The sequence below is a fragment of the Janthinobacterium sp. ROICE36 genome, from assembly GCF_002869965.1.
In the GTDB taxonomy this organism is placed as follows: Bacteria; Pseudomonadota; Gammaproteobacteria; order Burkholderiales; family Burkholderiaceae_D; genus Janthinobacterium.
Window position 1 is genome coordinate 100960 of record NZ_PEBS01000002.1, and the last position, 22629, is coordinate 123588.

The window sequence follows — 22629 nt, forward strand, 5'->3', positions numbered from 1 at the left end:
AAAGTACCGGGGTCGGACCTTGAAGGTCCGACCCCGGCAGTTGCATTGGGTTACTTAAGTATTCCGGCGCGGATACCCTTGAGAAAGAATCCGCACCCATACCACTTCCTTCTCTTCATCCGTCATCGACACCCAGTGGGCCACTTCCACCACCGTGCGGCCGCAGCCGCGGCAGATTTCATCGAACGTCGTCGAGCAGACGGCCACGCAGGGCGTGTCTGGACGCGGCGGCAGTTCCTGTTCCGCCATCAGGACACCTTCGGCAAGCCGAGCTTTTCCCAGCCTTCGACACCCAGCGCTTCCAGGGTGGCGATATTCTTGTCAAAGATTTCCGACGCTTCCGGGAATGCCTCGACGGCGCGCTCTATGCTGTCTTCGCGCAGCAGGTGCAGGGTCGGGTAGGGCGAACGGTTGGTGTAATTGCTGATGTCGTCTTCGAACGTCTCGGCAAACTGGTAGTTCGGGTGGAAACTGGCCACTTGCAGTTCGCCGGCCAGGTGCATGTCTTCCACGGCCGCGTCGGCCACATCGAGAAACTCGTTGTAGTCGAGGAAATCGTTCAAGGTGTACGGATGGATCAGCAAGGTCGTGTCGATCTGCTCGGGGTCCGTGTCGGCCAGCGTTTGCAGCTCGTCCATCAGCATCGCCAGCAAATCTTCCGGATTGCCCGATTCGCACACCACGTAGCGGATCTGCTTCTTGACGTGCACGGCCTTGGCGAACGGGCACAGGTTCAGGCCGATCACGGCCTTTTCCAGCCAGGCAACGGTATTGGCGATGATGACGGCGTTATCGTCGTCGTGGCGCGGCGGGGTGTTCATATGCATGACTCTCTATTAATAAGGCGGCCGGCAGCTGAATGGCCGGCCAAAGCCAAATTGTACGCACTCTTTGCGCAGTCTCATACTGGACGGCTGCCAAGCTTGCGCCATCGTCGTCGCCATGTATGCTATAACAGCGGCCGAATCACGCATCGGGCAAATTAAATTTGCAATAATGACAGCATTTACGAATGGAGACCCAGTCGCTTCCCACTTATTGCTACTGATTGCCGCGTATTTCCTGTCATCATGCTGACATAATTCTTGACTCCTGCATGTGGATATACGTACACTCGCAGCTTGATCATGGGTCTGTCCGATGTTTCTCCGACGACAACAATGGAACACTATGCACGAAAACTCCTTTACATCTACCGTCCTGGCGGCGTTGGCCCTGGCGCTTGCGCCCGCCCTCAGCCAGGCGTACGAAGCCGGTGTTGAGAGCGATAACGCGCCAGTCGCCGCCGCCACCGCACCGGCCCTGATCCCGATGACCGCCCAGGTCACGGCGAAACTCCCCACCCTCGACAACCGCCTGCAAAAGACCGATCGTCTGCTGAAAAACCTCAGCGACAATTCCGATCCGCTGCGCGAAGCCGACGTCTGGGGCCGCATCCGCAGCGGCTATGCGATTCCCGACATCAACAACCAGCTGGTGGCCAACCACGTCAACTGGTATGCCACCCGCCCCGACTACATCGCCCGCACGACGGCGCGCGCCTCGCGCTATATCTTCCACGTGGTGCAGGAACTGGAAAAACGCGGCATGCCGACGGAACTGGCCTTGTTGCCGTTCATCGAGTCCGCCTTCAACCCGCAAGCGTTCTCCAGCGCCAATGCGGCCGGCATGTGGCAATTCGTGCCAGCCACGGGGCGTGATTTCAACCTCAAGCAAAATATGTTCAAGGACGAGCGCCGCGGCGTGCTGGCCTCGACCGACGCGGCCCTGACGTATCTGCAGCGCCTGTATGACATGTTTGGCGACTGGCAACTGGCATTGGCCGCCTATAACTGGGGCGAAGGCTCGGTGCAGCGCGCCATCAAGAAAAACCAGGCGCTGGGCAAGCCCACCGATTTCGAAAGCCTGGCCGACCTGATGCCGGCCGAAACGCGCAATTACGTGCCCAAGCTGCAAGCGGTGAAAAACATCATCGCCAATCCGGCCCAGTTCGGCCTGACCCTGCCCGTGGTCGACAACCAGCCCTATTTCACGGCCATCGACAAGACCAGCGACATCGACATCACCGTCGCCGCCCAGCTGGCCGAACTGTCGATGGATGAATTCAAGGCCTTGAATCCGCAATTTAACCGCCCCGTCATCATCGGCGGCGAAAAGACCAAGATTTTGTTGCCGCAGGAAAACGCCGCCAAGTTCACCACCAATCTGGCGCAATGGGGCCATGCCTTGTCGAGCTGGACCACGCACAAGATCACCAATGCGCGCGAACGCATCGAAACCCTGGCGTCGAAATTCGGCACCACGGCCGACGTGCTGCGTCAGGCCAACAACATTCCCCAACGCACCAGCCTGCGCGCCGGCTCCACCATCCTCGTGCCGAAAACCTCGGCCACGATGAACAAGGATATCACCCAAGAAATTGCCGATAGCGCCACCATGCTGCTGGAAGCGGACCGTCCGGAACGGGCCGCCAAAGCACTGCGCCGCGTCGCCAAGGGCGGCAAGGTGCAAACTGCGCCAATTTCTCTGGTGAAACCGCGCATCCAGCGCGGCGGCGGCAATAGCCGGGCAAAAGCGCGTCACTGATCGCCTGGTCCTTCTGAGACACACCACCGGCCGCCACAGCTTTGCTGTCGCGGCCGCTTGTACATACGCCCACCCCGTCCACCCACCCAGACAGGAGTCGTCATGGCTTTCTTGCAAGGCAAAAAAATCCTCATCACGGGCCTGCTGTCCAACCGCTCCATCGCCTATGGCATCGCCAAGGCTTGCCACCGCGAAGGCGCCACCCTCGCCTTCACCTATGTAGGCGAGCGCTTCAAGGAGCGCATCACGGAGTTTGCCGCCGAATTCGGCAGCGAACTGGTGTTTGACTGCGACGTTTCCAGCGATGAACAGATCAGCGCCATCTTCAGCGACCTGGCGCGCCACTGGGAACACCTCGACGGCCTCGTGCACGCCATCGGTTTCGCGCCGCGCGAAGCGATCGCCGGCGACTTCCTCGACGGCCTGTCGCGCGACAGCTTCCACATCGCGCACGACATTTCCGCCTACAGCTTCCCTGCCATGGCCAAGGCGGCCCTGCCCCTGCTGCATCCGGGTGCCTCGGTCCTGACCCTGAGCTACCTGGGCGCCGTGCGCGCCGTGCCCTACTACAACACCATGGGCCTGGCCAAGGCGTCGCTGGAAGCGTCCGTGCGCTACCTGGCCGAATCGCTGGGTCCGCGCGGCATCCGCGCCAACGGCATCTCGGCCGGCCCCATCAAGACCCTGGCCGCCTCCGGCATCAAGGATTTCAGCAAGCTCCTGGGCTTTGTGGCCGAGCACGCCCCGCTGCGGCGCAACGTTACCATTGAAGAAGTGGGCAACACGGCCGCCTTTTTGCTGTCCGACCTGGCCTCGGGTATCACGGGCGAGATTAGCTACGTCGATGGCGGCTTTTCGCAAGTGATGGCCGTTAATCCCGAAGTCGAGTGACAGGAATGTGGCGCAAGTGCGGGGCCTGTCCCGGCACACCCTGCATCAACGGATGAAGCAATACTGGCACAGGCGCCCCCGTTGCCCGACGACATCGCCACCATGCTTGCCGGACTGGCGGAAAGCTACGTAATCTTACTCATTCCACATAGGAAACATGTTCAAAACGTGGTAGGACTGGCGTTTCTTCCCATTTAGGCCGTGCAAAACGACGGCAAATACGGTATAGTGTCGTTGTGCGCTGCAATATGTTCGCTTGAAGCGATGGCAACACCGCAGTATGCAATTACAAACTTAGCAGCTTCGCAAGCCTTAGCGCATCCACAGGATGCCGCTTATAAAGCCCTCCCGCCTTGTGTGTCGCACCTGACACCGTCCCGGCGCAAAGCTTTTGTGCCGAAATTTCTTTCTAGTTGAGTCATTTCGTTTTGGTTGGCGTTGCTATTTTGCGTTCTGCTTTTTGCAAGAACGCTGATTTTTACGAAAGAAAAGAATGACATTTGAATCCTTAGGCCTGCATCCGTCCATCATCGCCGCTCTGACCGAATCGGGCTACACCGCGCCAACCGCGGTACAGTTGCAAGCGATTCCAGCCGCGATCGAAGGCCGTGACCTGCTGGTCTCGTCGCAGACCGGTTCGGGCAAGACCGCAGCTTTCATGCTGCCGTCGCTGCACAAACTGGCCATCGCCGAACAAAGCGCCGCCGGCAAGACGCCAAACCAGGAAATGCAAGCATCGCGCGCCCGTGGCGAGCGTCCACGTTTCAAGGCTGCCCAGCCAAAAATGCTGGTGCTGACGCCAACGCGCGAACTGGCACTGCAAGTCACCACCAATACCGACAAGTACAGCACCGGCATCCGCCGCATCAAGGCTGTGTCGATTCTGGGTGGCATGCCTTACCCTAAACAGATGCAATTGTTGGCCAAGAATCCTGAAATCCTGGTCGCCACCCCAGGCCGCCTGATCGACCACATGGACTCGGGCAAGATCGACTTCTCGCAACTGGAAATCCTGGTGCTGGACGAAGCCGACCGCATGCTGGACATGGGTTTCATCGACGACATCGAAAAAATCGTGGCCGCGACGCCAGAAGGCCGTCAAACCATGTTGTTCTCGGCAACGCTGGACGGCGTGGTCGGCAACATGGCCCGCCGCATCACGAAAAACCCGCTGGTCATCCAGATCGCCGGTTCGTCGAACAAGCATGAAAACATCACCCAGCGCGTCCACTTCGTCGACGATCTGTCGCACAAGAATCGCCTGCTGGACCACCTGCTGCGCGACGAAACGCTGGACCAGGCTGTTGTGTTTACCGCCACCAAGCGTGACGCCGACACCATCGCCGACCGCCTGAACATCGCCGGCTTCTCGGCTGCCGCCTTGCACGGCGACATGCATCAGGGCGCGCGTAACCGCACCCTGGACGGCATGCGCCGCGGCCAGGTCAAAGTGCTGGTCGCCACCGACGTTGCCGCCCGCGGTATCGACGTGCCAACGATCACCCACGTGTTCAACTACGATCTGCCGAAGTTCCCGGAAGACTACGTCCACCGCATCGGCCGTACCGGCCGCGCTGGCCGCAATGGCCTGGCCATCTCGCTGGTGAACCACGCTGAAGGCATGAATGTCAAACGCATCGAACGCTTCACCAAGCAATTGATCCCGGTCAATGTCATCGAAGGTTTCGAGCCTAAGAAAACGGCGTCGGCACCGCGTTCGAGCGCCCGTCCAGGCGGCTGGAAACCAGGCGACAACCGTGGCGGCGCGAAGCCAGCGCAACGCACGTTCAGCAAGCCAGGCGCACCACGCAAAGACGGCGCACCTAGCACGGGCGGCGGCTACAAGGGTTCCAACCCGCGCAGCACCGACGGCGCACGCCGCAGCTACGGCGACCGTTAATCACGGCGCAGGCGGTAGGCAATAAAAACGGCGACCAGATCACTCTGGTGGCCGTTTTTTTATGCCCGGTGCAGTTACTTCTTCGACACCTTCTGGCGCGACAGCTTGCGCAGCTTGGCTTGTTCGAAACGCACTTTCTGCTCCGGCGTTTCCAGCACCAGCGGCGGCACGGCCACCGGCTTGCGGTTGGCATCCACGGCCACCATCGTGAAATAGCAGCTGTTGGCGTGGCGCACCAGGCGCTGCTGAATGTTTTCCGTCACCACGCGGATGCCCACTTCCATCGAGGTCGTGCCCGTGTAATTGATCGAGGCGAGGAATGTCACCAGCTCACCCACGTGTATCGGCTGCAAGAACATCACCTGGTCCACGGACAGGGTCACCACATAGCTGCCCGAATAGCGGCTGGCGCAGGCGTAGGCGACGCTATCGAGATATTTCAGGATGGTGCCACCGTGCACGTTGCCGGAAAAGTTGGCCATATCAGGCGTCATCAAGACCGTCATCGTCAGTTCGTGGGCCGACCAGTTCATCGCGCTGTCCAAAGTGTTCTCCAAAGGGGAAATAAGAAAAAGAGTGGGGATGTGAAAACCGGCCCCAGGGGCCGGTGTAGACCTTACAGGCCCAGAGTGTCGATGTCGGCCAGCGAGTCGCGGCCCTTGTCGGAAATGTCGTGCCCCTCGCCTTCGGCGCGCGCCACGATGTGGGCTTTCTTGCCCAGGAAATAGGCCACCTCCGTGTCCAGCTTGGTCAGCGGATCGGCGGCGACGGCGCGCAAACCCGTGATGCAGCGGCGCAGGAACAGCAATTGTTGTGCTTTCTCGGTGATGGACAGGCGGCCATCACGGGCGTAGCTGAGCAGCTTCAGGCCGGACAGGCGCTTGGCATTGCGGGCAACGCAAGCACTGGGACGCTCGGTCTTGATACCGCGCGCCACTTGCTCCAGCGCGTCATATTCATCGGTTGTTAATTTCTCGTTCTTCATTACTTTTCCATAAAAGGCCAGGTGTTCGGCCCCCATGGTACGCGCCCCGCTGCGCATCGGCAACAGGCAACGTGATTGAGTCGCCGCCCGCCCCACGGACGGCGTGCTGAGAATGCACGTGGAGCGCGCTTATTTGTAGGTGCGCAGCAGCAGCCACGCCAGGCCGCAACCGGCCACGGCGCCCGCCAGGGCCAGCGCTGCGAGGTTTTTACTGGTGATCACAGGGCGCCGGCCCAGGTAGATTTTGTTATGCAAGGAATTGCCCATGATGGTCTCCTGTACAAGAATTTTTATGATGTCTTATTATAAGAACAGAATCGTGACGGCCGCATGACACACAGCAGTTAGCGCTTGATTTGTATCCACTCGGCAACGTTTATTGGCATTTTTGTTGTTTAAATGGCGTGGCGCTGGCGGCCATCGCGCAGTCCATTTCCGATTGGAAATAAACATGGCGCGCGCCTCCCCTCCCCGCCATGACGGGAGCGTCCTGCGCCATGGCCGTGGGCCGCGAACGACTCGCCACGCACCGCGACCCGGTCAATGCATTTTCACGGGCGGTGGTGGCGGCGTCGGCTCCTCGACCGGCACGGGGTCGATATGGGGCGGCTGTTCTGGCGGCGGCGTGAGGGGATCGCCTTCTGGTGGTGGCGGCATATCAGGTTCGGGCGTGCTGTGCGCACGCAGCGGGGCATGACGGGATTGTGCTTGCATGGTGACCTCCTTTACCCCACTGTAGCCGATACGGCCAAATCCTGGCGCCCGCAAGTGGCAAACAACTGCGGGAACTAAATGGCGTGACGCCACTCCAACCTGGCAGGTACCTCCTCATGCGAGTGCAAGCGATCCCCATGGCGCGCAAGAAAATACTCTTTATGGCCGAGGCAGTGACCCTGGCCCATGTCGGCCGCCCCCTGAGCCTGGCCCAAGGCTTGGACGAGGAAGAATATGAGGTGCATTTTGCCTGCGCCGATGGCTATGACTTTTGTTTCAAGCAAGCCCCCTTCCGGCGCTGGCGCATCGATAGTATTTCATCGCTGCAATTCCTGCACGCGCTGGCCCACGGCAAGCCCGTCTACACGGAAAGCACCCTGCACGCGTATGTGGAAGACGACTTGCGCCTGCTTAATGCCGTCCAGCCCGATCTGGTGATCGGCGACTTTCGCCTGTCGCTGTCGGTCAGCGCGCGCCTGCAGCACATTCCCTACATCACCATCAGCAATGCCTACTGGAGTCCCTACGTGCGCCAGCACTACACGGTACCCAGCCTGCCCCTGACAGGCATGCTGCCCATCTGGCTGGCCCACCCCCTGTTCCGCTTGATCCGCCCGCTGGCCTTCGCCTCGCATGCCGTGCCCCTGAACCGCGTGCGCCGCCGCCATGGCCTGCCATCGCTGGGCAGCGACCTGCGGCGCATCTATACGGATGCCGACCGCACCCTATACGCGGATATTCCGCAACTGTTCCCGCCGCAGGCCATGCCACCCACGCACGACTACCTGGGCGCCATCATCTGGGCGCCGCCGCTCGACTTACCGGACTGGTGGCAGCGTCCGGAACTGAGCACCGGACGGCCCATCATCTATGTCACCTTGGGTAGCTCCGGCCAGGGGCAATTGCTGCCGCGCGTGCTGCGCGCGCTGGCGCCCCTGCCCGTCATCGTGCTGGCGGCCACCGCCGGCACGATCCGCATCGATACCGTGCCGCCGAATGCCTTTGTCGCGCCATTCTTGCCCGGCGATGCCGCCGCGCGGCGCGCCAGCCTGGTGATCTGCAATGGCGGCAGCCCCACCAGCCAGCAGGCGCTGACGGCGGGCGTGCCCGTCATCGGCATTGCCAGCAACCTCGACCAATTCCTGAACATGCATGCCATCGTTGGCGCTGGCGCCGGACTCCTGCTGCGCGCCGACCGCTTCCGGGAAACCGCCTTGCGCCATGCGGCCACGCGCTTGCTGGACGATAGCCGGGCAAGGCTGGCCGCGCGGCAGCTGGCCGCCGCATTCCAGGCCTATGTGCCGGAAAAACGCTTGCAGGCAGGCATGCAGACCCTGTTCTCGCCATCTCCCCACGGCGACAGCCAGCCTTGAAGCCACGGCGTCGGTTTTTCTTACAGCGTGCCTGACGGCAGCTGCCAGGAGTCAACAAAATCCATCCAAGTTATTGATTCATAAAGGGATGCCAGCGTTGGCATGGAAGTCGCTTAGTAGTGGCCATGAGCACCTGCCCACAGGACTCAGGCAAGACATCCATCCATCCACGTGACGTGAGGTAACCCAAATGAAACTGTCCCAACTGAAGCTGATCCCGGCCGCAGCGGCGCTGGCCATGCTGTGCGCCGCCGGTAGCGCCCACGCAGGTGCTTATGGCTATTCCTACAACAACATCTTCGGCTTGACAATCAACAACCCGACCGGCGTGATCACCTTGGCAAACAGCACCACGATCTCGCGCAGCACGGCGACCCTCAATAACGTGAGCGTGATCAATGGCGGCGCGGGTTCAATCGATGCGCCCCGTTCCGCCGTCGGCGCCGTGACCAAGGGTGAAAACAACTTCACGCAACAAGGCCCGCTCGGCACGTTCTCGCGCGGCGACGCGCAGATCGTCAGCACGCAGTTCCCCTCGTTCCCGCCTGGCGCCACCTCGACCCAGGCCGTCAACGTGGCCGAAGCCCACCTGGATGGTCCGGGCACGGCCGACGCATCGGGCCGCAATGGATCGGCCACAGGGTTCTCGGTCAATTTCGTGGTTGGCTCACCAACGGCCACCCTGAGTTTCGATTTCCTGGCCTCGCCTTTCATGCAGGTATTTCTGAACAACGATGTCGGCCTGCAGTCGACCGCCACCGCCAACCTGGCGGTCACGTTCACCATCACCGACGCCGCCGGCGCCATCGTGTTCAACTGGGCGCCCGACGGCGTGATCGGTTCCGGCATCGTAGGCGGCACGGAATCGGCCGATGCGGCTAACCTGAACACCAACCTGGGGACCACCTACCTGACGCGTGGCAATCTGCTTACCTACGATCCCAGCGGTTGCGGCACGCCCACGGGCACAGGCGTGGGCACGACCTGCGGCGGCGCCTATGGCGCACTAACCAATACCCTGCTGGCCGGCAACTACACCTTGACCTTGAATGCCGTGGAGAGCGTGGACTTGGTCAAACAGGCGGCGACGCCAGAACCCGGCACCCTGGCCCTGCTGGGCCTGGGCCTGGCGGGCCTTGGCTATGCCAGCCGCCGGAAAATGGCCGCCGGATAGAGACAACGGAGACGTTGACAGGCGAGCGACGTTTCCTCGCCTTTTTTCTGTCGGTTTTCTTGACGACCACCACCACCCGGAGCATGAGCCAAGGACTCCACATGAGCGTATTTTCCCGCACACGCCTGCCGGCGACCATGCTGGCCCTGCTGCTGCTGGGCGCCAGCGCCGGCGCCGGCGCAAGCGCCTACGGCTATTCATACAACAACGTCTTCGGCTTGACGATCAGCAATCCCAGCGGCGCCATCACCGTGCTCAACAACGTCGATTTATCGCGCACCACCGCCACCCTCAACGGCCGCAGCGTCATCCGCGGCGGCAGCAACATCATTGATGCGCCGCAAGCGACCGTTGGCGCCGTCAGCAAGGGGGAAAATGATTTTTCACGGCAAGGCATGGGCGGCAGCGCCTACTCGCGCGGCGAAGCGCAGATCATCAGCTCGCAGATTCCCCCGTTTCCGCCAGGCTCGACCAGTACGAATACGGCCAACGCAGCCGAAGCCTTCCTGCCCGGCATGGGCAGCGCCGATGCCTCCGGACGGAATGGTTCCACCACGGCCATGGCCGTCAACCTTGTCGTCGGCGAACCGGGGGCGACCATTGCGTTTAATTTCCAAGCCGCGCCCTTCATGCAACTGTATCTCGATGCCACGGCCGGCAAGGGCTCCTCCGTCACGGCCAATATGACGCTCAGCTTTTCCATCATCGACGCCAGCGGCCAGATCGTGTTCAACTGGACACCTGACGGCCTCATCGGTTCCGGCATCCTGGGCGGCACAGAACTGGCCGATGGGGCCAACCTGAATACGGGCTATGCGCAAACACCGCTGACCAATGGCAGCCTGTTCACCTACGACCGCATCGGCTGCGGCGCGCCCACGGGCAACGGCACCGGCACGGGCTGCGACGGCAGCTTCAGCGCGCTGAGCGACAATCTGGTGGCGGGCAACTACACCCTGGTCCTGGACATCAAGAACAGCGTCGACCTCATCTTCGCTCCACAGACAACGCCGATACCGGCGCCAGGCACCCTGGCCTTGCTGGGACTGGGTTTGCTGGGACTGGCCCTCATTCGCCACCACTGCTAGCCACCCTTTTTTTCAACAGGCGCGCGGGAATCCCGCCCCAGATTTCGCCGGCGCCCACCACGCTATCCTTGGTTAGTACGGCGCCCACGGAAATGATGGCACCGTCGCCGATGCGCGCGCCGGCCATGATCACGGCGTGCGCGCCGATGGTCACGCCGTCGCCGATTTCCACGCGCTTCAACTCCAGCCGCTGGCCTTCGATCACGTGGGCGAACACCACCGCGTCATGGCCGACGATGGTATTGCTGCCGATCGTGGTCAAGGGGGGATCGAGCAGGGCTCCCGCGCTGTAGGTGTTGCGCCCGAGCCGGGCGCCCAGCGCCAGGTACACCAGGCGCAGCAGCGGCAAGGGCAAGAAATGCGTGCGGATCAAGGTATTGAACAGCAACAGGTAAAACAGGATGTTGACGTTGACAGCGAATTCCGCGCGCGAGCCGGGCGCGGCGGCGCCATCGCGCAGCGGCAGCAGGCGCAGGAAGAGGCGGTACACGGCGAACGCATACAGGTAACTGAACAGCACGGCGGCGCTCACCAGCGCCACGCCGCGGAAGTCCCCCAACGGCAACGCGCCCAGCAGCCAGGCCGTGCTGGCGATGCCCAGCGCCAGGATCAACGCCAGCAGACATAGAAAAAACAGGATCTCCCTGGGCTGTATCTCACGCATGCTCACTCCCCCCTGGCCGGCGCCACGATCAGGTCTTGCAGCGGCCGGCGCAAGGAGCGCGCCTGGGCCGCCGGGCCGGCGCCGATGCGGCCCAGGAACACGGCCCGCTCGAATACCACCGCACCCAGCACGGCCTGGCATTGCCGCGCCAGTTCCTGCGCCAGCGCCAGCATGCCGTCGGTGCGCGAAAAGGCCCGCCGTTCGCGCACATAACGGGCGAAGATCAGCGGCGTCAGTTCCGGCTGCAACTGCAGGCCCAGCTGCGTGGCCGTCAGCCAGAAGCGCTGCATGGCGCGGCCCGCCGCCACGTAATCGTCGATATGGCGCGGCGGCGCATCGGCCAGCAGTATGAAATGCGCAGCGCAATACAGGCCCGGCAGCAAGTCCATCTGCAGGCGCGGGGCGATGGTGCCCCCCAGCCAGGTATTGAAAAAATCCACGCGGCGCCAGCTGTGCATGACCCAGCGCATCAGGCGCGCCGTCATCGGGTCGACGCCCAGCGCCTGCTCCGGGATGCGGTCACTGCTGAAGCGCGCACCCCATTCGATCACGTCGCGGTGTACCTTGTGCGCTTCGGGCATGGTCAGGCGCAGCTTCGCATTGTCGAACATCAGGCGCGCGCAAGCCAGGCGCGCGCGCCAGCCTTCGAACCACTGCACACCGTAGCCAGGCGGCAGGCTGGCCGCCAGCGCCGCCTTTTCGCTGGCGCGCAGGTGGCGCGTGCTGAGCCGTCGCCGCTGCACGCTGCGCTGCGGCAGGAAGGCCGCCAGCGGGTCGGGCAGCATGCCGGGACTGGCAATAAAGTGCACGTCAAACGTGGGCAAGGTATCGGGCAAGCCGCCGTGCCGGTGCGCTTCCATGCGCAAGCCATGGCTGCTGGCCGCCAGTGCCATGCTTTCGAGCAAGGCGCCCAGCGATAGCTGGCTGGGATGGCCGTCGAGGTCGTACACGCAATGGCTGCGCGTATCGAAGCCATGCACGACGACATGGCGCTGCGCCACGACTTCAAAGCGCCACGGCTGCGTATTGTCGCCGCTGGGCGCCCAGCGCGCCTGGTCGAGAATGTTTTCCAGCACAGGATCGATCTGCGCGCTCAGCGGTGCTTGCGCCATCATGCCCCCTGCGCGGCGCGGCGCCGCTTGATGACGGCCATCGTCAGCCGTTGCAGCGGATGACGATGGCCACCGGGACGCCAGGTATGCACGAGCTTGTTGCGGTAGGCGTCGAAATGCATGCCGTGCGGCGCCGCCATGACCTTGCCGCGTTTCAAGAGTATTTTCAGCGCCTCGGTGGCGGCCGCGCCCGCGCACAGCTGGCAACCCATGATGGTCGATGGCCCGCGCCGCTCCTTCAGGTTGATGGCCGCCGGGTCGACCAGGTAAGGGCCATGCAAGCCGGCCGGCGCCAGCCCGACGAGAAAACGCAAAGCTTTTTCTTCTTCAGGCAAGTCGCCCCAGCCAAAATACTCTTCGAACGTCATGCCGCCCGGTATGAAACTGAGCACAGCCGTGCCCATGCCCAGCGGCGCGGCCGTGATGGCAGGGATGCCCAGGCGCGCGCAACTGGCGAAGGTGGACTGGCGCGCGGGAAAGGCAAAGAAATCCAGGCCGTCTACATACAGGTCGACACCGGCAAAAAACGCGGCCAGATTGCTGTCGTGTATGCCGTCAGGAAATTGTTTAATCTCCAGTTCGGGATTGATATCATGCGCCATCTGCGCCAGCACGGCCACCTTGGGCTGGCCCACGGTGGACATCATGGCGCCGGCCTGGCGATTGAAGTTGGCGATATCGAAAGTGTCGAAATCGGCGATGTGAAAAGCGCCGATGCCCAGCCGCGCCAGGGTCAGCAAATGCACGCCGCCCACGCCGCCCATGCCGGCAATGGCCACGCGCTTGCCGCGCAAGCTGTCCTGCTCCGCCTGCGTGACCCAGCCCAGGTTGCGGGAAAACGCCGCCTGATAGGAAAAACCATCTGTCATGCTTACCTCTTCTATGCGTCAGCTAAGGACCAAGAATAGTTTGACAGACGGTTGGGCGATAAGTTCCCGCTATGACGACGCCTTAGCGCGCCAGACGGCGCTGCGCTGCCGGTGCCGCGCGCGAGGGTGCCGCGGCCTGCCGCGCCACTGCGCCCACCTTGAACACGCTGACGATCTGCGCCAGCCCGGCCGCCTGCTCGTTCATCGCTTGCGCCGCCGCCGAAGCCTGCTCGACCAGGGCCGAGTTTTGCTGCGTCATGTTATCCATCTCGACGATGGCCTGGTTGATCTGCTCGATGCCGGCGCTCTGCTCGGCGCTGGCCGAGGAAATCTCGGCCACGATATCGGTCACATGCTGCACGCTGGAAACGACTTTTTCCATCGTCTCGCCCGCCAGCGCCACCAGTTTTTCACCGGCGCCCACTTGCTCGGCGGAACTGTCGATCAATTGCTTGATCTCCTTGGCAGCGGCAGCCGAGCGTTGCGCCAGATTGCGCACTTCACTGGCGACGACGGCAAAGCCACGGCCCTGCTCGCCCGCGCGCGACGCTTCCACGGCGGCATTCAAGGCCAGGATATTCGTCTGGAAGGCGATGCCGTCGATGACGGCAATGATGTCGCCGATCTTTTTCGACGAGGCATTGATGGCGCCCATGGTGTCGACCACCTGGCTCACCACGCCGCCCGCCTGCGTCGCCACTTGCGAGGCAGAAATAGCCAGCTGGTTGGCCTGGCGCGCATTGTCCGCATTCTGGCGCACGGTGGAGGTCATTTCTTCCATGGTCGAGGCCGTTTCTTCCAGGGATCCCGCCTGCTGCTCCGTGCGCGCCGACAGGTCGTGGTTGCCCGAAGCAATCTCGCCCGACGCCGTGGAAATGGCATCGGCATCGTTGCGCACCTGGCTCACCAGGTGCGCCAGGTTGTCGCGCATGGCCTTGATCGCCATCAACAGGCTGTCCGTATCGCCGGGGCGCGTGTCGATCTGCGTGGTCAGGTCGCCCTTGGCGATTTGCGCCACGATGGCCGCCGCATAGTCGGGTTCGCCACCGAGCTGGCCCAGGATGCGGCGCAGCATCAAGGCCGCCAGGGCGCCCACCACCAGCATCAGCGCGCCGCCGATGGCCAGCAGCACGCCGGCCTGAGCCCAGAACTTGTGGTTGATGTCATCGATGTAGGTGCCCGTGCCGATCAGCCAGTCCCACGGCGCAAATTTCACCACGGCATACATCTTCGCCACCGGGTCCTTCACGCCGGGACGCGTGCCATCCGCCTGCACCAGGCCGATGCGGCTGGTGGCCAGGGCCGCGCGATAGCGGTCGCCCGACTGCTGCATATTCTTTTGCGACACGCCGATGCGCGAGGCATTCGGGTGCACATACAGCAAGTCGGTACTGAAATCGCGCACAAAGTAATACATCTCGTCCTTGGCGAAGCTGCCGATGGCCAGCTTGGCCTGCTGCTGAGCCTGCTCACGCGTGAGCTTGCCCGACTGTTCCAGCGCATACGCCTTTTCCACCGAGGCATTGGCCAGCTCCACCAGCACCGTCAATTGCTCGACCCTCTCGGCCATCATGGTCTGGCGCAATGAATACAGGGAAAAAGAGGCGATGAGGACAATGCCCAGCAAAGTGCTGAAACACAATAAAAGAATGCGCGAACGGAGAGTCATGGCTACCTGGAAGTCAATAGAAAATTCAATTGCCCGATGGAAATCTTTTCAGAAAAGCAAAACGGACGGCGCTACCGGGCTGTGCCCGGCAGGCACCGCCCGCTGTAAGTCATTGTTGCAGGTCAGGCCAAGGCTTCCTTGGCCGCCTCTTCCGGCGTCAAGCCGTCGTAGAACTGGTCGGTAAACCACTCGACCTGCTCTTCGATATGGTCTTGCGCCTGCGCCATGGTGGCGCCGCCGGCCACCAGAAAGCCTTCAACCTCGATACACCAGTTGATCAATTCCAGGGTTTCCGGATCGAGTTCTTCTTTCTTAGCCATCGTGCATTCCTTGCTTGTTAAATTGCGATCAAATCCATCAGCAGCAGTTTAACAGCTTCGCCGCCCTGCTGCCCCTGCAATGCAACAATTAAGTTTACTTGGAGGCAACTTTTTTACGTTCCGGATACAACACCACCTGCACGTAGTTGTGCATGTCCAGGTAGCGCTGCGCCGCCTGCTTGACGGCTTGCGGCGTGATGGCCCGCACGCGCTGCGCGTAGCGCAGGATCTGCGCGGGATCGCGGCCCTGCGTCACCGAACCCATCAGTTGGTTCATCCAGTAGTTGTTTTCGCGCAAGGATTTCTGCTGGCGCGTAATCCAGTTCAGCTTGACCTTTTCCAGGTCGGCCACGGACGGCCCCTCGGCCTTCATCTTGTTGATTTCGGCAAAGGCGGCGGCGATCACCTTGTCCACGTTTTCCGGCCCCGTCGGCAAGTTCAGCGCCACCGAGTAATGGCCATACGGATGCTGGCCCATGGTGGTTTCAAAGCCGCCGCCATAGATCATGCTCATCTTTTCGCGCAGCACTTCGATGACTTTCAGGTTCAGCACCTCGCCCAGCGCCTGCAGGGTCAGTTTTTGCTCGTCCGAATACGCAGCGTCGCCATTGAAGGTGATGGAAATCGTGCTCTTCGGCTCGCTGCCCATGTAGATATCCTTCTTGACGATCCCTGCCACCGGGCGCATGCCCACGTCGCGGTAGGCGTGCGGCACCTCGGCCACGGGCAAGGTGCCCAGATAGCTGGCGATCAGCGGCTTGATCTTGTCGAGTTCGAAGCTGCCCGTGAAGATGAAGGTCATGTCGCGCGCGCTGGAAAAGCGCTGGCGGAAGATCTCCAGCGCGCGGTCCAGGCCCACCTTGTCGAAGTCGGCCGCGCGCGGCACGCCATCGACGCGCGGGTTGTCGCCAAACATGGCGTGCTGGATGGCATCGTAGAACACGGCTTCCGGCTGCGCCATGCTGTTTTTCGCCAGGTCCTGCTGCTTGCCGATGAAGGATTGGTACAGGCCCGCATCCTTGCGCACGTCATGGAAATACAAATACACCAGTTGCAGCATCGCTTCCACGTCGGCGCTGCTGGCCGAACCGCCAAAGCCTTCGCTCAGTTCGCCCAACGAAGCGCCCACATTGACCGTCTTGCCGGCCAGAACCTTTTGCAATTCCAGCGGCGCCATGTCCTTCAAGCCCATGCTGCCGACCACGGCGCTGGCATAGCGGGCGTTGTAGATATCGGCGTCGCCAAACAGCGACTGGCCGCCGAAACGCGTCGAGCCCATCAGCACCTGATCATTCTTGAAGTCCGTCGGTTTCAGCAGCACGCGCACGCCATTGCCCAGAGTCAGCTCCGTCACGCCGATGGCGCTATTCAACTTTTCAGCGACGACGCTGCCACCGGCCGGCGGGCCATCCATCAGCTTGCTGGCCAAGACTTTTTCCGTGCGCGGCGCGACTTTCTGCCGCTCGGCTTGCGCGACCGCGTCAAGCAACTGCTGCTGCGTCGGCACAGCGGAGGCCGTATCGCCCGCTTTCGGCTCGGCGCCCATGAAGACCACCAGTTTCTTTTGCTGGTCGGGGATGACCCTGGCGACCGTCTCATTGATTTCCTGCAAGGTCACCTGCGGCAAGAGTGCCTGCGCATACATCAGCTCGTTGGCGATGCCGGGAATGGCTTCCTGCTCCAGGAAGTTGCGCGAATACTCGGCCACAAAGCCCGACGAATCGGACTTGTCGCGCTCGCTGTATGCGCGCTCGTAATTGCGCAGCATGTTCTTGCGCGCCCGGTCCAGCTCATCCTGGCTGAAACCGAAGCGGCGCGCCCGCTCATCTTCCTGCACCAGCGCGTCGACGGCCGGCTGCACGCCGCCCTTGCCCAGCAAGGCATAGGCGCTGAACGATTCATAACCGCGCACCAGCTTGCCCATGCTGCTGCCGCCCTGGATGAAGGGCGGGTTCGCCTGTTGCGTCAATTCCTGCATGCGCGCGCTGAGCATCTGTCCATACAGGTTTTCAATCATCTGGCGGCGGTAATCGGCAATGCTGACGGGCTCCTGCGCGGCGCGGATCGGGTAGCGGATAAACACGGTGTCGTCGGGCGCTTCCTTGTCCGTGATCACCAGCGCTTCCGTCTGCGAGCGCTGCGGCACTTCCGCATACAGGCGCGGACGCGGTTTCGCGGGGTTTTTCAGCTTGCCGAAATGTTGCTGGATCAGCTTTTCAGCCTGTTTCGGCTCCACGTCACCGACCACCATCACGGCCATCAGGTCGGGACGGTACCAATCCTTGTAGAAACGCTTGATGGCTTCCGGCTTGAACGTTTTCAAGACCGATTCCTTGCCGATCGGCATGCGCTCCGCATAGCGCGAACCGTTCAGCAGCTTCGGATACAAGACCTTGTTCATGCGGTCGCTGGCGCCCTTGCCCAGACGCGCCTCTTCCAGCACGATGCCGCGCTCGCTGTTGATGTCGGCCGGATTGAATTTCAAGCCATGCGCCCAGTCTTCCAGCACGAGGAAACCCTTTTCCAGGTTGTCCTTTTTCGTCGTGGGAATCGGCAGCACGTACACGGTTTCATCAAAGCTCGTGTAAGCATTCAGGTCGGCGCCGAACTTCACGCCGATCGATTGCAAATAGGAAATGAGTTCGTTGCGTTTGAAATGCGTGGAGCCATTGAAGGCCATGTGTTCCGTGAAATGCGCCAGGCCTTGCTGGTCATCGTCTTCCAGGATGGAACCGGCTTTCACCACCAGCCGTAATTCCACTTTCTGGGCGGGACGGGCATTTTTCTTGATGTAATAGGTCAAGCCGTTCGGCAGTTTTCCGACGGTCACTTCTGGTGCCAGCGGCAGGGGATCGCTCAAACGGATTTCTGCCTGGGCCATGCAGGCGCACGCCAGCAAGACGGCGCCCGAGATCAGGCGTAATTTACTCAGCTTCATGTATTCTCAACGGTAAGATTCAGTAAGCGTACCTTACACTGAAATCGTCTTTCCGCCATTAAAAACAGCTTAGGAAAACCTGCGTTTCCCAGGCAACTTTGCCGAATGACAAACGCAACCTTGCCCCGCCATGCTTTTCATCTGTGCTAAAGTATTGTCGCCGGTCATGTGGACCGGCACAACAATACGTCTTCGGGGCGGGGTGCGATTCCCCACCGGCGGTAAGAACGGCAACGGTCAAGCCCGCGAGCGCCTGTCAAACGTCGTTTGACAGGGTCAGCAGATCTGGTGTGACTCCAGAGCCGACGGTATAGTCCGGATGAAAGAAGATGTGCAGTAAACGCGATGTCCCATCGACCTGTCGATGCGGCCAGTTGCGTCTATTCGCTTGCCCTGCAGCGTTTTTCGCCTATGCGAGGAGCGTTTCACCATGTTAGTCAACAGCTATACCCTGCTTTCCAACGACCTGGAAGGTCGTATCCAGTCCGCCCTGGCCGCCATGCGCGCCGGCATTCCCGTCATCCTGCTCGACGATTTCGACCGTGAAAACGAAGCCGACCTGATCCTGTCGGCCGAGAAAATCACGCACGAAACCATGGCGTTGCTGATCCGCGAATGCAGCGGCATCGTTTGCCTGTGCCTGCCCACGGACGTCGTCAGCACGCTGGCATTGCCGCCCATGTCGCCCGACAACGGCAGCCGCTACGGCACGCCATTCACGGTCTCCATCGAGGCACGCGACGGCGTCACGACGGGCGTCTCGGCCGCCGACCGCGTGACCACCATCCGCGCCGCCATCGCCCCGGACGCCAAGCCTTCCGACCTGGTGCGTCCCGGCCACGTCTTCCCCCTGCGCGCCGCGCCCGGTGGCGTGCTCGAGCGCCGTGGCCACACGGAAGGTTCCGTCGACCTGTCGCGCATGGCGGGCCTGAACCCGGCCGCCGTGCTGTGCGAACTGATGAATCCTGACGGCAGCATGATGCGCGGCGACGCTATCGAGCGCTTCGCCGAACTGCATGGCATGCCGATTCTCACCATCGAAGAACTGGTGGCGTGGCGCAGCACGCGCGAACAGTAAGCTTGCTTCAGGCGGCGGCTGCCGCCTTCGGAAAATGTACATGTTTGTACACGAGGCAGGCCACCAGGCCATACGCGGCGGTGATCGTCGCGTAGGCCAGCGGCAAGCGCAGCGACCAGTCCTGCAGCATGTGCAGGATGCTGCCGATCAGGGCCGCCGCCGCGCTGTTCGCATGCTGCTTGCCGGCCACCCGCATCACGCTGGCCGTCATGGCGGGAATGGCGGGAATGGCGATACCGATGGCCACGTTCATGAGGGCCGTGCCCAGCGCCAGCAAAGCGTACGGCGTGCCGCGGCGCAGTCTCATCAGCAGCGAGGCCATCACGGCGCCTACCGGCAAGCCTAGCAGCATCGGCGCCGCCAGACTGCTGCAGGAACAGGCTCAATAAAAACAGCTGGCCGAACACACAGAAATTGATCAAAAAACCCACGCCATTGGCCGCGGCAAAACTGCTGCTGTGAAACAGAGCGCGCGGGCCTGGGCGATATAGCCCCGCAGCTGGTGCGCATCTGGCCCGAGCGGGCGCAAGCCTATGACGTCTGGCTGCTCATGCATGCCGACCTGAACCGCTCCGCCCGCGTGCGGGCGGCGGCCGACGCCATCCTTGCCAGCGTGGCGGGCCCATAGCGGGCCACCCGCGCACGGTTGCACGGCCGGGGAATCGCTTGTATCGAACGCATCCAATGTTAAGATGCCATGATGACCCTCTCCGTCTCCCTCATCATCAGCCTGCGCCGCCTGCACCGGGCCACCATGGCCTGGCTGGTCAGCTGGTGGCGCATGCTGCATTTCGCCACCCTCGTGTTTTCGCTGGCCGTGTCGCCATCGAGCTATAACCGCGACAACCGCCCCATCCTGGCGCACCGCCTGGTGACGAATACGGCGCCCAACCTGGTGTGGTTCAGCGTCGCCTGCGCGCTGGTCAGCCTGGTGCTGATCCGCATCGTCGTCGTCAGCGCGCAAAGCTATGGCCTGTCGCGCTATGCGCTGGAAATGGTGGTGCGCGTGCTGGTGCTGGAACTGATACCGCTGACGGCCGCCCTCTTCGTGGCCCTGCGCCTGACACTGCCCGACGGCATTGCGTTTGCGCAAATGCGCTCTTCCGGCATGCTCGACACCATGCAGCGCCAGGGCGTCGACCTGTTGCGCCGCGAATACTTTCCGCGCGTCATGTCCGGCATCTTCGCCGTGTGGATGCTGGCCATCGTCAGCTGCGTCACCTCGCTGATCCTCGCCTACATCATCATCTACGGTTTTACACCGTGGGCGCTGCAAGGCTATACGCGCGTGGTGGGGCAAATCTTCAATCCGGCCGTGGCCCTGATCCTGCTGCTCAAAGTCATTTTCTTCAGCTTTGCCGTGGCCCTGATACCGCTGGCTTCCTCGTACTATCCGGAAGAGCCGCACGGCCGGCGCAACCGCCTGTGGGCCGCGCACGGCCTGTCCGAGATGCTGCGCCTGTTTTCCGTCATCCTGCTGATCGAAGTGGCTTCGCTGATGGGCAATTACTACTGATGCCCCGCCTGCCACCGCCAGCGATCCCGAACCACCCATACGAGAGCCAGAAGCCATGAGCCAGAGCCAACCACCGAATCCCGACCAGACCGACGTCACGGCGCCCGACGCTGTGCTGCCCGCGCCGCCGCCCGTGCGCCACGCTGAACTGAAGGCAGCCATCCTGCTCGTCTTCATGTTCGTGCTGGTGGTCGGCTCCGTCGTCTACCTGATGTATGCGCGCGGCGCCTTTGAGGCAACGCAAACCTTGGTGCTGACGACCGACGATTCGGACGGCGTGGGCGTGGGTGCCGACCTGACCTTTTCCGGCTTCCCCATAGGCCGCGTGCAGCGCATCGAGCTGGCGCCGGACGGCAAGGCCCGCGTCATCGTCGACGTGCCAAGGAAGGATGCGCACTGGCTGCGCAGCAGCTCCATCTTCACCCTGGAACGGGGCATCGTGGGCGGCGCCAAACTGCGCGCCTACAGCGGCATCCTGACGGATCCGCCGCTGCCCGACGACGCCACGCGCGACCTGCTGGTGGGCGACATGGCGGCGGAAATCCCCCGCCTGCTGGCCGCCGCCAAGGATTTGCTGAACAATGTGGCCAGCCTGACGGGCACCGATTCCGCCCTCGACGGCACCCTGCGCAATGTGCAGGCCGTGACGGGCAAGCTGAGCGGCCCGGGCGGCGCCATGGGCTTGCTGACGGGCGACGACAAGCAGTCGCGCCTGCTGGTCGAGCGGGCCAACGCGCTGTTACTCACGGCGGACCAGCTGGCGCGCCGCACCGATGGCCTGGTGGCCAATGCCGATACGCGCGTGTTTGGCGACAAGGGCGTCATGACGGATGCGCAGGCCACCATCGTGCAGCTGAACGCCCTGCTGGCCGACACGCGCGCCAGCCTGAAAAAGGTCGACGCCGTGCTGGTCGAGGCGCAGGCCGTAGGCGCCAACGCCAGGGCGGCGACCGCCGACCTGGGCCCGCTGCGCGCGGACGTGGAAAGCAATCTGCGCAAGGTCGAGCAGCTGGTCAATGAAATTAATCGCAAGTGGCCATTCAAGCGCAATCCGGAGATCAAACTGCCATGATAAATATCAAGATCCTCTTGCCTGCCCTGGTCATGACGGCGCTCGCCGCCTGCTCCAGCGGCCCGCCCGTGCCGGACTGGAAAATGAATGCGCAAAGTTCCGTCGAACGCTTTCAAGCGGCTTATTTGAGCGGCAACGCCCTGGTCGAACAGACTGAATTCCGGCGCGCCCGCAGCCAGGTGGCAGGCACGGGCAAGCTCGAACTGGTGGCGCGCATCGAACTGCTGCGCTGCGCCGCGCGCGTGGCCAGCCTGGCCTTCGAGGACTGTGCCGGCTTTGAGGCCCTGCGCGCCGACGCCAGTGCCGCCGAGCGCGCGTATGCGGCCTGGCTGGCTGGCCAGGCCCAGCCGGCCGACATCGCCCTGTTGCCGGAAGCGCAGCGGGCGGCCGCCAGCGCCAGCTCGGACGCGGCCGCCGCCGGCGCCGTGGCGGCCATCAAGGACCCGCTGTCGCAGCTGGTGGCGGCCGGCGTGCTGCTGCGCGCCAGCCGCGCCACGCCGTCGCTGCTCGATACAGCCGTGGCGACGGCATCGGACCAGGGCTGGCGCCGCCCGCTGCTGGCGTGGCTGGGCGTGCAACGCCTGCGCGCCGAACAGGCGGGCGACACGCAAGCGGCGCAACACATCGCGCGGCGCATGGCGATCGTCGAGCAGCCGCTGGCGCCTTGAGCGTGCCGATGA

23 protein-coding genes, 1 pseudogene and 1 riboswitch are annotated in these 22629 nt (G+C 62.6%); of the genes and pseudogenes, 11 read left to right on the top strand and 13 right to left on the bottom strand.

Going from position 1 to position 22629, the window contains the following annotated elements:
* Positions 1-54: 54 nt before the first annotated feature.
* Both CSZ94_RS01510 and CSZ94_RS01515 read right to left on the bottom strand, forming a co-directional pair.
* Entirely contained in the window at positions 55-249 is a 195-nt protein-coding gene (locus CSZ94_RS01510) for a DUF1289 domain-containing protein (protein WP_102119862.1), read from the bottom strand.
* Entirely contained in the window at positions 249-827 is a 579-nt protein-coding gene (locus tag CSZ94_RS01515; RefSeq protein WP_374703553.1) for a DUF1415 domain-containing protein, read from the bottom strand. Before CSZ94_RS01515 ends, CSZ94_RS01510 begins: the two co-directional genes overlap by 1 nt.
* A gap of 343 nt (positions 828-1170) precedes the next feature.
* On the opposite strand from CSZ94_RS01515, the gene CSZ94_RS01520 reads away from it, so the two are divergent.
* From CSZ94_RS01520 to CSZ94_RS01530, 3 genes are all read left to right on the top strand, one after another.
* On the top strand, positions 1171-2586 hold the full coding sequence (locus tag CSZ94_RS01520; RefSeq protein WP_102119863.1) for a transglycosylase SLT domain-containing protein: 1416 nt from the start codon (positions 1171-1173) through the stop codon (positions 2584-2586).
* Between the two features lie 102 nt (positions 2587-2688).
* Positions 2689-3477 carry an enoyl-ACP reductase FabI gene (gene fabI / locus CSZ94_RS01525; protein WP_102119864.1) on the top strand — a complete coding sequence of 263 codons (789 nt, stop codon included), beginning with the start codon at positions 2689-2691 and terminating at the stop codon, positions 3475-3477.
* Between the two features lie 493 nt (positions 3478-3970).
* Positions 3971-5377 (top strand): DEAD/DEAH box helicase, encoded by a 1407-nt coding sequence (locus CSZ94_RS01530; RefSeq protein WP_102119865.1) that lies wholly within the window; start codon positions 3971-3973, stop codon positions 5375-5377.
* A 74-nt stretch (positions 5378-5451) separates the two neighbouring features.
* On the opposite strand, the gene CSZ94_RS01535 is transcribed toward CSZ94_RS01530, so the two are convergent.
* The 4 genes from CSZ94_RS01535 to CSZ94_RS27850 form a co-directional block, all read right to left on the bottom strand.
* Entirely contained in the window at positions 5452-5910 is a 459-nt protein-coding gene (locus CSZ94_RS01535) for an acyl-CoA thioesterase (RefSeq protein WP_102119941.1), read from the bottom strand.
* Positions 5911-5993: 83 nt separating this feature from the next.
* On the bottom strand, positions 5994-6362 hold the full coding sequence (locus CSZ94_RS01540) for a hypothetical protein (protein ID WP_102119866.1): 369 nt from the start codon (positions 6360-6362) through the stop codon (positions 5994-5996).
* A 129-nt stretch (positions 6363-6491) separates the two neighbouring features.
* Positions 6492-6629: a hypothetical protein gene (locus tag CSZ94_RS27845; RefSeq protein ID WP_166674638.1), complete on the bottom strand. Its 138-nt coding sequence runs from the start codon at positions 6627-6629 to the stop codon at positions 6492-6494.
* A 273-nt stretch (positions 6630-6902) separates the two neighbouring features.
* Positions 6903-7076 carry a hypothetical protein gene (locus CSZ94_RS27850; protein ID WP_180977317.1) on the bottom strand — a complete coding sequence of 58 codons (174 nt, stop codon included), beginning with the start codon at positions 7074-7076 and terminating at the stop codon, positions 6903-6905.
* Positions 7077-7192: 116 nt separating this feature from the next.
* Between CSZ94_RS27850 and CSZ94_RS01545 the strand changes: the two genes are divergently transcribed.
* The 3 genes from CSZ94_RS01545 to CSZ94_RS01555 all read left to right on the top strand — a co-directional run bounded on the left by CSZ94_RS01545 (position 7193) and on the right by CSZ94_RS01555 (position 10711).
* Positions 7193-8449 (top strand): glycosyltransferase, encoded by a 1257-nt coding sequence (locus CSZ94_RS01545; RefSeq protein WP_258000718.1) that lies wholly within the window; start codon positions 7193-7195, stop codon positions 8447-8449.
* 190 nt (positions 8450-8639) lie between these two features.
* Positions 8640-9623 carry an EDSAP-1 family PEP-CTERM protein gene (locus CSZ94_RS01550; protein ID WP_102119868.1) on the top strand — a complete coding sequence of 328 codons (984 nt, stop codon included), beginning with the start codon at positions 8640-8642 and terminating at the stop codon, positions 9621-9623.
* A gap of 101 nt (positions 9624-9724) precedes the next feature.
* Positions 9725-10711, top strand: a complete 987-nt coding sequence (locus CSZ94_RS01555) for an EDSAP-1 family PEP-CTERM protein (RefSeq protein WP_102119869.1) — start codon at positions 9725-9727, stop codon at positions 10709-10711.
* Here CSZ94_RS01555 and CSZ94_RS01560 read toward each other — a convergent pair.
* The 6 genes from CSZ94_RS01560 to CSZ94_RS01585 all read right to left on the bottom strand — a co-directional run bounded on the left by CSZ94_RS01560 (position 10692) and on the right by CSZ94_RS01585 (position 18283).
* Complete coding sequence (locus CSZ94_RS01560; RefSeq protein WP_102119942.1) at positions 10692-11375, bottom strand: acyltransferase; 684 nt, start codon at positions 11373-11375, stop codon at positions 10692-10694. The genes CSZ94_RS01555 and CSZ94_RS01560 overlap by 20 nt on opposite strands.
* Before the next feature lie 2 nt (positions 11376-11377).
* Positions 11378-12490 (bottom strand): nitroreductase family protein, encoded by a 1113-nt coding sequence (locus CSZ94_RS01565; protein ID WP_308410527.1) that lies wholly within the window; start codon positions 12488-12490, stop codon positions 11378-11380.
* On the bottom strand, positions 12487-13356 hold the full coding sequence (locus tag CSZ94_RS01570) for a ThiF family adenylyltransferase (protein ID WP_102119870.1): 870 nt from the start codon (positions 13354-13356) through the stop codon (positions 12487-12489). Before CSZ94_RS01570 ends, CSZ94_RS01565 begins: the two co-directional genes overlap by 4 nt.
* 82 nt (positions 13357-13438) lie before the next feature.
* Positions 13439-15025, bottom strand: a complete 1587-nt coding sequence (locus tag CSZ94_RS01575; RefSeq protein ID WP_102119871.1) for a methyl-accepting chemotaxis protein — start codon at positions 15023-15025, stop codon at positions 13439-13441.
* 122 nt (positions 15026-15147) lie between these two features.
* Positions 15148-15345 carry a hypothetical protein gene (locus tag CSZ94_RS01580; protein ID WP_102119872.1) on the bottom strand — a complete coding sequence of 66 codons (198 nt, stop codon included), beginning with the start codon at positions 15343-15345 and terminating at the stop codon, positions 15148-15150.
* Positions 15346-15439: 94 nt separating this feature from the next.
* Positions 15440-18283, bottom strand: a complete 2844-nt coding sequence (locus CSZ94_RS01585; protein ID WP_102119873.1) for a M16 family metallopeptidase — start codon at positions 18281-18283, stop codon at positions 15440-15442.
* Between the two features lie 184 nt (positions 18284-18467).
* Positions 18468-18618: riboswitch (FMN riboswitch) on the top strand.
* A gap of 95 nt (positions 18619-18713) precedes the next feature.
* Here CSZ94_RS01585 and ribB point away from each other — a divergent pair.
* Positions 18714-19361, top strand: a complete 648-nt coding sequence (ribB, locus tag CSZ94_RS01590) for a 3,4-dihydroxy-2-butanone-4-phosphate synthase (protein WP_102119874.1) — start codon at positions 18714-18716, stop codon at positions 19359-19361.
* 7 nt (positions 19362-19368) lie between these two features.
* On the opposite strand, the gene CSZ94_RS01595 is transcribed toward ribB, so the two are convergent.
* Complete coding sequence (locus CSZ94_RS01595) at positions 19369-19713, bottom strand: hypothetical protein (RefSeq protein ID WP_180977318.1); 345 nt, start codon at positions 19711-19713, stop codon at positions 19369-19371.
* Between the two features lie 126 nt (positions 19714-19839).
* On the opposite strand from CSZ94_RS01595, the pseudogene CSZ94_RS01600 reads away from it, so the two are divergent.
* From CSZ94_RS01600 to CSZ94_RS01615, 4 genes and pseudogenes are all read left to right on the top strand, one after another.
* Positions 19840-19989, top strand: a pseudogene (locus CSZ94_RS01600) (LysR family transcriptional regulator); the annotation flags it as partial.
* 69 nt (positions 19990-20058) lie between these two features.
* A complete protein-coding gene (locus CSZ94_RS01605) occupies positions 20059-20877 on the top strand; it encodes an MlaE family ABC transporter permease (RefSeq protein WP_102119875.1) in 819 nt (272 codons plus the stop codon).
* A 55-nt stretch (positions 20878-20932) separates the two neighbouring features.
* Positions 20933-21949, top strand: coding sequence for an MlaD family protein (locus CSZ94_RS01610; RefSeq protein WP_102119876.1), 1017 nt, complete (start codon positions 20933-20935; stop codon positions 21947-21949).
* The gene (locus CSZ94_RS01615) at positions 21946-22617 is read left to right on the top strand and encodes a hypothetical protein (protein ID WP_102119877.1); all 672 of its coding nucleotides are present in this window, start codon (positions 21946-21948) and stop codon (positions 22615-22617) included. The genes CSZ94_RS01610 and CSZ94_RS01615 overlap by 4 nt, the downstream gene beginning before the upstream one ends.
* Positions 22618-22629 lie beyond the last annotated feature (12 nt).